At 68.9% G+C, this 12,498-nt stretch carries 12 protein-coding genes and 1 tRNA gene; 5 read left to right on the top strand and 8 right to left on the bottom strand.

Translation table 11 applies throughout. The annotated features are described in order from the left end of the window. Positions 1-120 precede the first annotated feature (120 nt). On the bottom strand, positions 121-1,434 hold the full coding sequence (locus tag AWC30_RS12170; RefSeq protein WP_085110481.1) for a class I SAM-dependent methyltransferase: 1,314 nt from the start codon (positions 1,432-1,434) through the stop codon (positions 121-123). Then, on the bottom strand, positions 1,431-2,810 hold the full coding sequence (locus AWC30_RS12165) for an FAD-binding oxidoreductase (protein ID WP_207568438.1): 1,380 nt from the start codon (positions 2,808-2,810) through the stop codon (positions 1,431-1,433). Before AWC30_RS12165 ends, AWC30_RS12170 begins: the two co-directional genes overlap by 4 nt. A gap of 100 nt (positions 2,811-2,910) precedes the next feature. Here AWC30_RS12165 and AWC30_RS12160 point away from each other — a divergent pair, with 100 nt between their 5' ends. After that, positions 2,911-3,348: an SRPBCC family protein gene (locus AWC30_RS12160; RefSeq protein WP_085110480.1), complete on the top strand. Its 438-nt coding sequence runs from the start codon at positions 2,911-2,913 to the stop codon at positions 3,346-3,348. A 13-nt stretch (positions 3,349-3,361) separates the two neighbouring features. On the opposite strand, the gene AWC30_RS12155 is transcribed toward AWC30_RS12160, so the two are convergent. Next, complete coding sequence (locus AWC30_RS12155; RefSeq protein ID WP_207568437.1) at positions 3,362-4,114, bottom strand: Rv3717 family N-acetylmuramoyl-L-alanine amidase; 753 nt, start codon at positions 4,112-4,114, stop codon at positions 3,362-3,364. A gap of 98 nt (positions 4,115-4,212) precedes the next feature. On the opposite strand from AWC30_RS12155, the gene AWC30_RS12150 reads away from it, so the two are divergent. The 4 genes from AWC30_RS12150 to AWC30_RS12135 all read left to right on the top strand — a co-directional run bounded on the left by AWC30_RS12150 (position 4,213) and on the right by AWC30_RS12135 (position 6,992). Continuing rightward, positions 4,213-4,548: a YbaB/EbfC family nucleoid-associated protein gene (locus AWC30_RS12150; RefSeq protein WP_085110479.1), complete on the top strand. Its 336-nt coding sequence runs from the start codon at positions 4,213-4,215 to the stop codon at positions 4,546-4,548. A gap of 11 nt (positions 4,549-4,559) precedes the next feature. Beyond that, the gene (recR, locus tag AWC30_RS12145; RefSeq protein ID WP_085110478.1) at positions 4,560-5,171 is read left to right on the top strand and encodes a recombination mediator RecR; all 612 of its coding nucleotides are present in this window, start codon (positions 4,560-4,562) and stop codon (positions 5,169-5,171) included. 864 nt (positions 5,172-6,035) lie between these two features. Continuing rightward, positions 6,036-6,296: a hypothetical protein gene (locus AWC30_RS12140; protein ID WP_085110477.1), complete on the top strand. Its 261-nt coding sequence runs from the start codon at positions 6,036-6,038 to the stop codon at positions 6,294-6,296. A gap of 15 nt (positions 6,297-6,311) precedes the next feature. After that, on the top strand, positions 6,312-6,992 hold the full coding sequence (locus AWC30_RS12135; RefSeq protein WP_085110476.1) for a hypothetical protein: 681 nt from the start codon (positions 6,312-6,314) through the stop codon (positions 6,990-6,992). Between the two features lie 66 nt (positions 6,993-7,058). Here the strand turns inward: AWC30_RS12135 and AWC30_RS12130 are convergent, their stop codons facing one another. The 5 genes from AWC30_RS12130 to ponA2 form a co-directional block, all read right to left on the bottom strand. Next, positions 7,059-7,316 carry a DUF3297 family protein gene (locus AWC30_RS12130; RefSeq protein WP_085110475.1) on the bottom strand — a complete coding sequence of 86 codons (258 nt, stop codon included), beginning with the start codon at positions 7,314-7,316 and terminating at the stop codon, positions 7,059-7,061. Positions 7,317-7,559: 243 nt separating this feature from the next. Continuing rightward, positions 7,560-7,633: transfer RNA gene (locus AWC30_RS12125), tRNA-Pro, on the bottom strand. Positions 7,634-7,937: 304 nt separating this feature from the next. After that, positions 7,938-9,041 carry an L-cysteine desulfhydrase Cds1 gene (gene cds1, locus AWC30_RS12120; protein WP_085110491.1) on the bottom strand — a complete coding sequence of 368 codons (1,104 nt, stop codon included), beginning with the start codon at positions 9,039-9,041 and terminating at the stop codon, positions 7,938-7,940. After that, positions 9,041-9,997 (bottom strand): metallophosphoesterase, encoded by a 957-nt coding sequence (locus tag AWC30_RS12115; protein WP_085110474.1) that lies wholly within the window; start codon positions 9,995-9,997, stop codon positions 9,041-9,043. Before AWC30_RS12115 ends, cds1 begins: the two co-directional genes overlap by 1 nt. Before the next feature lie 54 nt (positions 9,998-10,051). Further along, positions 10,052-12,472: a transglycosylase/D,D-transpeptidase PonA2 gene (gene ponA2, locus AWC30_RS12110; protein WP_085110473.1), complete on the bottom strand. Its 2,421-nt coding sequence runs from the start codon at positions 12,470-12,472 to the stop codon at positions 10,052-10,054. Positions 12,473-12,498 lie beyond the last annotated feature (26 nt).

Genomic DNA, 12,498 nt, shown 5'->3' with positions numbered 1-12,498 from the left:
AGGCATGGGACTCATCCTTCCAGTGGCACCCTCTCGGCACCACAGATCAGATGTCACCTATCCGTGCAGCAGTCCCGGGTGTTCGCTCAGGTCACCGAGACGGCCTCACGGACCCGTCGGCTACGGTTGCCACCAGGGGCGCAGCGGCAGGCCGCCGTCGTTGCCGCGTTCGTCGGCCTTGACAGCCAGGACGTGATGGAGCTGAATAGCGTTGTGCTCGAACCCGACCCGAGAGCCGGCCATGTACAGCCCCCATACCTTGGCGGTGGCCAGTCCCACCTCGGCGACCGCGTCGTCCCAGTGCGCCACCAGGTTTGAACACCAGTCGCGCAGCGTCAACGCGTAGTGGTGACGAAGGTTCTCCTCATGCAGGACTTCCAAGCCGACGTCTTGGACCGCGCTGATGATGCGCCCGGAGCCGGTGAGTTCGCCGTCCGGGAACACATAGCGGTCGATGAACCCGCCTGCGGTGAACGTGTGGGTGTTGTCGCGGCGGGTGATGCAGTGGTTGAGCAGCAAGCCGCCGGTGCGCAGCTTGGCCTGCAGGAAGCCGAAATAGGCCGGATAGTTCGCCACCCCGATGTGTTCGGTCAGCCCGATCGAGGAGACCGCGTCGAACCCGGATTCGGTCACGTCGCGGTAATCGCAGTGCCGCACCTCGGCCAACCCGCCAAGACCCTCGGCCTCGATGGCGCAGCGCGCCCAGTCGGCCTGCTCGGCGGAGAGGGTCGCGCCGATCGTGCGGACGCCGCGGCGTGCGGCGTAACGGACCATCCCGCCCCAACCGCAGCCGACGTCGAGCAGTCGGTCGCCGGGCTGCAGGCGCAGCTTGTCGAAGATCAACCGGTACTTGTTCTCCTGCGCCTCCTCCAAGGTGGCCTCGGGATGCGGGTAGAGCGCGCAGGTGTAGGTCATCGACGGACCCAGCACCCAGTCGTAGAAGGTGTTGGAGACGTCGTAGTGGTGGTGGATGGCCTCGGCGTCGCGCGCTTTGGGGCGCCGCAACCCGTCGACGACGCGCCGCCACCGGGGCCGCGCCTCCTGCGGCGGCGGGGGGACCGGGATCAGCCGTTCCAGCCCGATGGAGCGGATGATGTTGGCCATCACCAGCGCCGGCGGCCGGTTGAACTCCAGCCTGTCGGCCAGGGCATGCAGCAGGCGATACGGATCGCCGGGGTGCACGCCGTGGGTCTGCAAATCGCCGGCGATGTAGGCGCGCGCCAGTCCCAGGTCGCCGGGGGCGGTGGCCAGATAGGTGACGCCGCGGGGGGTCAGCAGATCCAGGCCCAACTCGGCGTCGTCGGGGCCTGCGACGCTGCCGTCGTAGGCGGTGAACTTCAACGGCAGTCGACCGCCCTGGGCGAAGATCTCCACGATCTCGGCGAGGCTCAACCGGCCGCCGGAACCGGCGGGCCGCTGTTGGAACGTCGTCACCGTCGCTGCACCGCCTTGGCGTAGAGATCGAGCAGTCGCCCGTTGGGATCGTAGGTCTTCTTCACCGTCCGGTAGGTCTCGCCGCCGTAGAGGTCGTCGAATTCCTCGCGGTCGTAGAAGGATTCGGAGTACAACGATTTGTGGCCGCCGAGTTCGCTCACCTTCTCCTCGATGAGCCGGTTGGTGGCGCCGGGCTCCTCGCCGGCCGGCACCGAAGACCAGAACCCGACGTTGACGTAACTTCGTTGTGGCCGAATCGGATACAGCGGCCAGGCGGCGGCGTCCCGCAGTCGCAGCGGACAGATCCACAGCGGCTCGATCGGGATGGTGCCGAGAAACCAGTCCAGGAACTCCGCGCACCGCTCGATGGGCACCTCGATGTCCTGCACCACTCGCTCCCGAGGCGAGCGACCGTTGAGCCGTTCGATGCGGTCGGCGACGCCGAACCGCTGGTCGTAGCCGATCAGCTTCCAGTAGAAGCTGCTGCGTCGCAGGCGGCGCGGCCACCAGCGTCGCAGCCGAGGATTCTGCGCCCCGAAGGCGCGGGAGCACCAGAACCAGTCGGTGTCCCACCGCCAGAAGTAGTCGTGGATGGTCAACCGGTCGTCGAGCACGCCCTCGGGGTGTTGGATCGACCGGTAGTAGACCCTCTGACCGGTGTAGTCGCTGACCGGGCCGGGCGTGGCGGTCCGCACCCCCAGGCACAGATAGCTCTCCGTTGCGCCGAACACCACCCCGTCGAGGTAGTCGACGCGGCGCCCATCGAACCCGCCGGTGTCGATGACCCGCTCGGCCGCCGCGATCAGTTCGGTCAGGGAGTGGAACCGGATGTGGTGCAGCGCCACGAACGGTTCGACGCTTTCCAACTCGATGCGCAGTCGGGTGGCATAGCCGAGGGTGCCGTAGGAGTTGGGGAAGGCCCGGAACAGGTCGGGGTGGGCGTCGGGGGAGATCGTCAGCAGTTCCCCGGCGCCGGTCAGCACGTCCATCTCCCGTACCGATTCGTGGGGCAACCCGTTGCGGAACGACGCCGACTCGATCCCCAGCCCGGTGACGGCACCGCCGAGGGTGATGGTCTTCAGCTGCGGAACCACCAGCGGCGACAACCCGTAGGGCAAGGTGGCGGCGACCAGATCCTCGTAGGTGCACATCCCGGCCACGTCGGCGGTGCGGGTCGCCGGGTCGACCGCCACCACCCCGGTCAGCCCGGAGGTGTCCAGGCCGGGCGCGGTGTTCTTCGCGCGATGGCGGAACAGGTTGGAGGTGGGTTTGGCCAGCCGAACCGGGGCGGACGTGGGGATGGCGCGATAGCTGTCGAGTAGGCGCTGCACGCCCGCGGCGTGCGCCGCCTCGCCCGCGCCGACCCCGTTCCCCACCACATATACGCTAGCCGCGGGTGGCGGACTGTGCACGGATCCCGCCGCCCGCGACCGGCCGTGGCGCCGTCGCCCACCGTGACGACAGGAGATTCACCCGATGGGACAGGTCAGTGCCGCCAGCACCGTGTTGATCAACGCCGAGGTGGCGCCGGTACTCGCCGCGGTCGCCGACTACCAGAAGGTCCGGCCGCGGATCCTGCCCGCCGCCTACAGCGACTACCGGGTGATCGAGGGCGGTCAGGGGCAGGGCACGGTCGCCGCGTGGCGGCTGCAGGCCACCAAGTCCCGGGTGCGTGAGGTCAAGGTCGACGTCGACGTGGCCGGCCACGCCGTCATCGAGAAGGACGCCAACTCCACCATGGTGATGAACTGGACCGTCGCCCCGGCCGGGCCGGGCTGCAGCGTCACCCTCACCACCACGTGGACCGGTGCCGGCGGCGTCAAGGGCTTTTTTGAGGGCATCTTCGCCCCGCTCGGCCTCAAACGGATCCAGGGCGAGCTGTTGGACAACCTCAAGAAGGAAGTCGAGGCCTAGCGCCGGAGCCGGATCAGGCGGACTGCGCGCTCAGGTAGCTGATGATGCCGCGGGTGACCGCCTCGGCGAACTTCTGCCGGCCGGCCGGGGTCTTCATCAACGCTGCGTCCGCGGGATTCTTCATGTTGCCCAGCTCGACGAGGATCGACGGATACTGCGCCAGGTTCAGCCCGGCCAGATCCGCGCGGCCCTTGAGGCCGTTCTCGCCGATGTAGGTGGCCGGGGGGATGCCCGAGGCGGCCAACTGTTCGCGCATGACCCGGGCGAACTGGACCGACGGGCCGGCCTGGGCCTGGTTGAGCGGCGGCGCGGAGTAGTTGACGTGGAAGCCGCGCCCGGTGCTGGGGCCCCCGTCGGCGTGGATCGAGACGATCGCGTTGGGCCGCAGCCGGTTGGCCATGGCGGCGCGCTCATCGACGCAGGCGCCCACGGCGTTGTCGTTGCCGCGGGACAGCGCGGTGCGCACGCCCTGCTGGGTGAGCATCTGCCGGATCAGCAGGGTGGTCTCCCAGGTGAAGGTGTGCTCGGGGTAGCCGTCGTCGGTGCTGGTGCCGCTGGTCTGGCAGTCCTTGGTTCCGCCGCGGCCGGTGGGGACCTGCCGGTTGATCGAGGCGTCGTTGGCGCCGTTGTGGCCGGGGTCGAGGAACACGATCTTGCCCGCCACGTTGGGCGCGGCGACGGCCGGCGCCGGCATCACCACCGTGGCGGCGGCGAGCAGACCGGAGAGGATCGCGACTCCGACACGCGGGAGGACTGGTGCACGCACGGCGCCACGGTAGCCCGCCGCCGTCTAGGCTGGAGGCTTCGAACCGACCTTGATTCCAAGGCGAAACCAAGTCGAGACCAAGACGCAAGGGGACCGTCATGCAACCCGGAAGCCAACCCGACATGTCGGCGTTGCTCGCCCAGGCGCAGCAGATGCAGCAGCAGCTCATCGCCGCGCAACAGGAGCTGGCCAACACCGATGTCCACGGCCAGGCCGGCGGTGGGCTGGTGCAGGCCACGGTCAAGGGCAGCGGCGAGGTCGTCGCGGTCACCATCGACCCCAAGGTCGTCGACCCCGAGGACATCGAGACGTTGCAGGATCTGATCGTCGGGGCACTGGCCGACGCGTCGGCCAAGGTGACCGCCCTGGCCCAGCAGCGGCTCGGCCCGCTGGCCGGCGGCATGGGCGACGCGCTGGGCATGCCGAAGCCCTGATGTGAGCCGGCATGTTTGAGGGGCCGGTCCAGGACCTGATCGACGAGCTGGGCAAACTGCCCGGTATCGGGCCCAAGAGCGCCCAGCGCATCGCGTTCCACCTGCTGACCGTGGAGCCCCCGGAGATCGACCGGCTCACCGCCGTGTTGACCCGGGTGCGCGACGGGGTGCAGTTCTGCGAGGTGTGCGGCAACGTCTCCGACGCGGAGCGCTGCCGGATCTGCGGCGACCCGCGCCGCGACGCCAGTCAGATCTGTGTGGTCGAGGAGCCCCGCGACGTGCAGGCCGTCGAACGCACCCGGGAGTTCCGCGGTCGCTACCACGTGCTCGGCGGTGCGCTGGACCCGCTGTCGGGCATCGGGCCCGAGCAGCTGCGCATCCGGGAGTTGCTCAACCGTCTCGGTGAACGGGTCGACGGGGTGGACGTCACCGAGGTGATCATCGCCACCGACCCGAACACCGAGGGCGAGGCCACCGCCACCTACCTGGTGCGCATCATGCGCGACATCCCCGACCTTACGGTCACCCGGCTGGCCTCGGGCCTGCCGATGGGCGGCGACCTGGAGTTCGCCGACGAGATGACGCTGGGCCGGGCGTTCGCCGGGCGCCGGTCGATGGTTTAAGCGGGCCGGGTTCAAGCGGGTCCGGGCGCGCGCCGTGGCGGAGGCCGCTTGCGCACCGTGATGGGCGCGAAGGACGCTGCCACACCGGCGCGTGGTTTAGGGAAGCGTCGGTGCCATCCCCGCCGGTGACGACGGATCCGGTGTCGGCATCTCGATTGGAGCCGGGGCCGGCTCAGGGGTGTCGATCGGCGCCGGCAGTGGCTCGGGGGTGTCGATCGGCGCCGGGAGTGGTTCGGGGGTGTCGATCGGCGAGGGCAGCGGTGCGGGCGTGGGAATCCATCCCGGGCACCCCGGGCCGGGAAACGCGCTACAGGGCATCCCCTCATCGTTGACTGCAAACGGGCCTTGTTGGCAGATCTGCCGGGTGATCAGGTCCGCCTGCCATTCCGGCTGGAGACAGCCGGGATCGCCGGGCATGGTGGGCCGTGTCGGATCGCACGGTTCGCCGGCGGGGACCTGTGTGCAGGCAGGATCGTCGGGGTCGGCGCCGGACACTGCGACCGGCCCCAGCGCCGGCAAGGCCAGCAGGGCGCCGGCGGCCGCTAGCCTCGCAAGTCGAAATCGCCAACTCGTCCCACCCACCGGCCCTCCTCCGTCAGCGTTGTTGGCCTGTGTCGTCATCGAACGGGGGCTGTGCTCTGCCACCAGCAAGGGTAGCGCGGCGCTTACCGCGGAACGGGTGATCGCCCACACCGAGGAGACAGAATTCGTAGGGGACCGCCGTGCTGATCGGGTCTGCCCCGATTAACTCTCGAGGCTGGCATCAGGCCCACCCGCGCTCTGATCTAACCGTTGCATAATCGTAGCGCTACGGTTTAAGCTCGACACAGTTGAAATATTGCTACGAAAGAACGGGGAGGTGTCATGAATCGACCCACCACCTTCGCGCTGGGGACCGCGTTGACCTCCGCGGGCGTGGCGCTCGCGGTGCTGCCGTCGCTGACCGGGCGGCACCCCGGTTCGCGCTCCCGAAGCGGGGGCACCGACGGCCGGCGCAACGAGTTCAGGGCGACGGCCGCGCTGCGGGGCTTCGCCGAGGCCTTCGACATCGACCTCGACGCGCTGACCGAAGCGCCTGCCGCCCCGCCGGTCCTCGCCTCAGGCGTGGCGTGCGGTCCGAAGTAGAACGCCCCCCTCGACGTGGCAGCCGCGCAGGTCGTCTCCTTCGGCGTCGTTTCGCTGATGGCGGCGGCCGTGGTGAAGACAGGCACCCACCAGTTGCGCCCGGCCGAGCGGCGGAACTATGTGGCCGTGCTCAAAGCCGTCCGCTGGTGGATGGCGCCCGCCTGCCTGCTGAACCTGGCGGTGGTGGTCACGGTCGGCTCCTGGCTCATGCGGGTTCCGCTCCTGGATTTCTCCTGGTGGAAGTTCCTGTCCGGCCAGGGCGGCAACGTGGCACTCGGCCAAACGGCGTTCTCCGGGCCGGTGTGGGCCGTCGTCTCCCTTGCGTTGCCGGTCGGGATTCTCCTGGTGATCCCGACCCTGGCGCTGTACGAGGAGTGGATGTTCCGTCAGGGATGTGAACGGCGTTCGGTTGCCGGGAAGTTCGGCACGCAACTCAAATTCGGGCTGCTGCATTCGCTGTTCGCCGGGGTTCCATTGGCGTTCGGCTTGGCGTTGACCATCAGCGGGCTCTACTTCCTCGCGGTGTACCAGCACCACTTTCGAAAAGCTGCGGACGGTGACCCGTTGGCCCCGGCCACCCGTTCATCCCGCAACGCCGCGGGGGTCGCTGCGGCGGTGAAATCCGCTGCGGCTCATGCCGTGAACAATTACCTTGTCGTCGCGCTCTTGCTGGTGTATCTGGTCGCCGAGAGGTGAGAGGCCGCGGCGACCGCGGCGCGGCCTGCCCAACCGTGACTCGTGGCGTCCGAACCGAGGCTGCGGTTAGTCCGCTGTGCGGAAAAAGGGTTCGACCGTGCCGTTGAGTTTGACGACCATCGGATTTCCGCGCCGATCCTTGGCGGTGGGGACTTCCACCCGAACCCAGCCCTCGTCCACGTTGTATTCGTGCACATTGATTTTCTCGGCACCGTTCAAGAGGATGCCCACGCCGCGGCGGAGTGTCTCCTCGTCGTAGAAGGTGCTGCGCGGATCGATGGAGAGGTGTTTGGGCGGAACGTCTGTGCTCTGATCCTCGGGCATGATGACTTTCGTTTTTATGGTGCGTGGAGTTCGTGGATCTGATTCTCCAAGAACCTACGCGACCCGGACGTAGCGGGTTGCGGGGGAGGACCGGCCGGCGGGATGCCGTTCGCGATGATCTGGCGCAGACGTCGGTCACTCTCGGCCCGAGTCGCGGGAAGTCCTGAGTTCTGCTGTGGACCAGAACGGAAAAAGACCCCGATCGGGTCGACGGCCGGAACCTTCTGCCTGCAACAACCTGAGTCGGGGTGGCGGGATTCGAACCCACGACCTCTTCGTCCCGAACGAAGCACGCTACCAAGCTGCGCCACACCCCGTGTGAAGCCACGACAGCCTATCGCACCACCCCGGCGGGCCTCCAAACCCGGCCTATCCGGCCGACCGCGTCACACCTTTCGGCCGTGGCGAGATAACTCACATCGGGAAGAGATGCGAGGTCCGATGCCGTTATGCACACTAATTACTGCGCAGTATCCACTGCGTCGTGTCGACCCCGGGGGCCGGAAGGAGTACCGCGATCATGACCCTGCTTGGTGGTGCCATCTACGCCGGATTCTTCGGGCTGGCCGCGGTCTGGCTGGCGATGACCGGCGAGCGTGACGAGCCCGTCGAGGCCGACGTTCAGACCCAGGACCCGGAGCGGTCGAACTCTGCGAGCGTGGCCGCCGGCTGTGCCGGGTCGATGCCCTGCTGAGCCAGCCATTCGTCGCTGAAGTAGGTGTCGGCGTAGCGTTCCCCGCCGTCGGCGAGCAGGGTGACCACCGAACCGCCGCGTCCCTCGGCCACCATCTCGGCCAGCAGCCCGAACGCACCCCACAGGTTGGTTCCGGTAGAGGCGCCCACCCGTCGCCCCAGGGCCAGGCTGGCGTGCCGTGCCGCCGCCACCGACGCGGCGTCGGGCACCGCGATCATCCGGTCGACGACCCCGGGCAGGAACGACGGCTCCACCCGGGGCCGGCCGATCCCCTCGATGCGTGAGGACGCGTCGATGACCATGTCGTAGCGGGATTCGGCGTAGGCCGGGAAGAACACCGAGTCCTCCGGGTCGACCACGCACAACCTGGTGGCGTGCCTGCGGTAGCGGATGTAGCGCCCGATCGTCGCGCTGGTGCCCCCGGTGCCGGCGCCGACGACGATCCACTCCGGCACCGGATGCGTCTCCTCACCCAGTTGCTGGAAGATCGACTCGGCGATGTTGTTGTTGCCGCGCCAGTCGGTGGCGCGCTCGGCGTTGGTGAACTGATCCAGGTAGTGCCCGCCGGTCTCGGCCGCGATGCGTTCCGCCTCGGCGTAGACCTGCCCGGACTCCTGCACGAAGTGACAACGGCCGCCCTGCGCCTCGATCAGCGCCACCTTCGAAGCGCTGGTGGACTCGGTCATCACCGCCACGAACGGCAGGCCCAGCAGCTTGGCGAAGTAGGCCTCCGAGATCGCCGTGGAGCCCGACGACGCCTCCACCACCGTGGTGCCCTCGTCGATCAGCCCATTGCACAGCGCGTAGAGGAACAGCGACCGGGCCAGCCGGTGCTTGAGGCTGCCGGTGATATGGGTGGTCTCGTCCTTGAGGTAGAGCGCCACATCCGCGTCACGGGCCCACGCCGACGGCAGCGGATAGCGCAACAGGTGGGTGTCTGCGCTGCGGCGGGTGTCGGCCTCGATCAACCGGATCGCGTTGTCCACCCAGGCGCGCGAGCAGGGGTGGGTCGCCGACCGGGTCGGCGGGATCACCGCGCCGAGACGGTGGGCTGCGACCGGCCGCGGGTGGTCACCGCGTCGGCGTCACCGGTGGGGGCGGCGATCAGCGTCAACAGCGTCGCCTCGGGGCGGCAGCAGAACCGCACCGGCGCGTACGGCGAGGTGCCCAGCCCGGCCGACACGTGCAGTTGCATGGTTCCGCCCCACCGCGACGCACCCTTGGCACGGGAGCGGTCCAGGCCGCAGTTGGTCACCAATGCGCCGTAGAACGGCAGGCACAGTTGCCCGCCGTGGGTGTGGCCGGCCATCACCAGGTCGTAGCCGTCGGCGGCGAACCGGTCGAGCACCCGCGGCTCCGGCGAATGGGTCAAGCCCAGCCGCAGGTCCGCGGCCGCTCCGGCGGGGCCGGCGACGGTTTCATAGCGGTCCCGGTCGATGTGCGGGTCGTCGACGCCGGCAGCGGCGATCCGCAGACCGCCGGCGTCCAGTTCGCGGCGGGTGTGGGTCAGGTCGAGCCAGCCGCGCTCGGTGAACGCCGCCCGCAAGTCCTGCCACGGCAGCGGCTCGCCGTACACGCGGTGCCCCGGCTTAGCCAGATACAGCGCCGGATTCTTCATCGTCGGCCCGAAGTAGTCGTTGGAGCCGAACACGAACACGCCGGGCACCGACAGCAGATCGCCGAGGGCCTGCACGACGGCGGGCACCGCCTTGGGGTGGGCCAGGTTGTCGCCGGTGTTGACCACCAGATCCGGTTCCAGCCCGGCCAACTCGCGGACCCACGCCTGCTTGCGGCGCTGCCCGGGCCGCATGTGGAGGTCGCTGATGTGCAGCACCCGCAGCGGCGAGGATCCCGGCGCCAGCACCGGCATGGTCAGTTCCCGTAACACGAACGCGTTGCGTTCGATCAGTGCGGCATAGCCGATCCCGGCGAGGGTGGCACCGGCGACGGCGGCGCCGGTGCGGGTCAGAACGGATGCTGCGTGCATGCAGGCCAGCCTACTGCCCAGCATCCGTTCGGTAGGTGCCGATCACGCTGGTGGTCACGGCGGTGGCGGCGCGACCGGGATGGTGATCGGCGGCAGGCCGGGGATCTCGACCACCGTCGTCGCCGGCGGTGGCCCGCCCGGTGGTGGTGGCGCGCCCGCCGGCGGCGGCGGGGGAGCCGGCGGCACCCCGTTGCTGATCTGGATGGTGATGATCGAGCCCGGCAGGGTCTGCCCGGCCGGTGAGGTGCCCACCACGGTACCGTACTTGGCGCTGCTGTTGACCGCGGTCGCTCCGTCGGCCACCTGGAACCCGGCGTCCTTGATGCGTTTGCGGGCCATGTCCTCGTCCAGGCCGTTGACGTTGGGTACCTGTGAGCCCGGCGCACCCTCGACGTAGCGGGGGTCGGTGGGTGGCATGTGCACTTCACCGAAGTCGTTCGCGACCGGCTTCATCGCGGTGAACCAGGTGCGCGACGGCTCGTTGCCGCCGTAGAGGTCGCCGTCGCCGCAGTGCCGCAGCGGGAACGAGCACAGGTCGGTGGGGGTGCTGGAGTCGTCGAAGATGTAGTTGGCCGCCGCGTACTGGTTGGTGAAGCCGACGAACCCGGCCGAACGGTGCGCTTCGGTGGTCCCGGTCTTACCCGACACCGGCAGGTCCCAGCCCACCGAACCGGCCGAGCCGGCGGCCGTTCCCCCGCCGTGGGCGTCCTCGCCCATCGCGTTGGCCAGCGTGTTGGCCAACCCCTCGGGCACAGCCTCCTCGCACGGCTCGGAGGTGACCGGGACCTCGTTGCCGTCCCGGTCGATCACCTTGTCGATCGGGTTCGGCGGGCACCACACCCCGCCGGAGGCCAGGGTCGCGGCCACATTGGACAGTTCGAGCGCGTTGACCTGGATCGGGCCGAGCGTGAACGAACCGAGGTTCTGCCGCTTGACGAAGTCGGCCAGACTTTCGTTGCTGGTCGGGTCGTAGGCGCGTGCGGTGCCGGCGTCGGCGTAGGAGCGCAGGCCCAGCCGCACCGCCATGTCCACCGTGCGCGCGACGCCGACCTGCGAGATCAGTTTGGCGAACGCGGTGTTGGGGGAGGTTGCCAGCGCGTCGGTCACCGTCATCGGCGAGCGGTACGGCGCCACGTTGACCACACACCAGGTCGCCGCCGGGCAGCCCTTCGCCCCACCGCTGCCGAGTCCCTTGGCGTCGAACCGGTAGGGCACGTCGAGTTCGGCGTTGATGCCCAGCCCCATGTCGAGGGCGGCGGCGGTGGTGAAGATCTTGAACACCGAGCCGGCACCGTCGCCGACCAGGGAGAACGGTTGCGGACGCATGGTCTCGCCGGCATCGGAGTTCAGCCCATAGGTGCGGTTGCTGGCCATCGCCAGCACCGGGTGGGACTCCTTGCCGGGCTTGATCACGCTCATCACGCTGGCCACTCCGGCCAGGTCCGGGCTGGCGAACTGGGTGATCGAGCTTTTCACCGTGTCCTGAACCTTCGGGTCCAGCGTGGTGTGGATCTGATAGCCGCCGCGGGCCACCTTCTCGGCGCTGATCCCGGCGCGGGTCAGGTACTCCTGCACGTAGTCGCAGAAGAACGCCCGGTCGCCTGCGGCGATGCAGCCGCGCGGCAGCTCGTTGGGCTGCGGCAGGATACCCAGCGGCTCGGCCTTCGCGGCCCGCAGAACCTCGGCGTCGGCCGCCCCGTTCTCGATCATCGTGTCCAGCACGACGTTGCGGCGCGCCAGCGCGCCCTCGGGGTTGGTGTAGGGGTTCAGCGAACTGGTGGACTGCACGAGCCCGGCCAGCAGGGCGGCCTGCTGCCAGTTCAGGTCGGCCGCGTCCACACCGAAGTAGGTCTGGGCGGCATCCTGCACACCGAACGCGTTGTTGCCGAACGACACCAGGTTCAGATACCGGGTGAGGATCGCCGACTTGGTGAACGTCTTGTCCAGGGTGAGCGCCATCCGGATTTCACGTAGCTTGCGCGCGGGGGTGGTCTCCACCGCGGCACGCTTCTCGGCGTCGGTCTGGGCCAGCACCAGCAGCTGATAGTTCTTCACATACTGCTGCTCGATGGTCGATCCGCCGCGGGTGTCCAGATCGCCGGAGGCGTAGCCGGCCAGCCCGGTCAACGTCCCCTTCCAGTCCACCCCGTTGTGTTCGGCAAACCGTCGGTCCTCGATCGAAACGATTGCCAGCTTCATGGTGTTGGCGATCTTGTCGCTGGGCACCTCGAAGCGGCGCTGCGAGTACAGCCAGGCGATCACGTTGCCGTCAGCGTCCAGCATCGTCGACACCGCGGGCACGTCGCCCTCGAGCAGCTGGGCGGAGCCGTTGGCGGCGACGTCGGAGGCACGGTTGGACAGCAGCCCGAATCCGCCCACCACCGGGAAGAGCAGCGCCGCGACGATCGTGCCGGCGAGCATGCAGCAGCCGATGAGTTTGGCTACCGTGACACCGGCTGGTGGGGTCTCGGACATGGGTACTAGACTAGCGGCGTCACCAC

Origin of the sequence: Mycolicibacillus trivialis, from assembly GCF_002102395.1 — a bacterium.
GTDB lineage: Bacteria > Actinomycetota > Actinomycetes > Mycobacteriales > Mycobacteriaceae > Mycobacterium > Mycobacterium triviale.
Note: the sequence above shows the minus strand (reverse complement) of the source record. Positions and strands in the feature narration are given on the sequence as shown.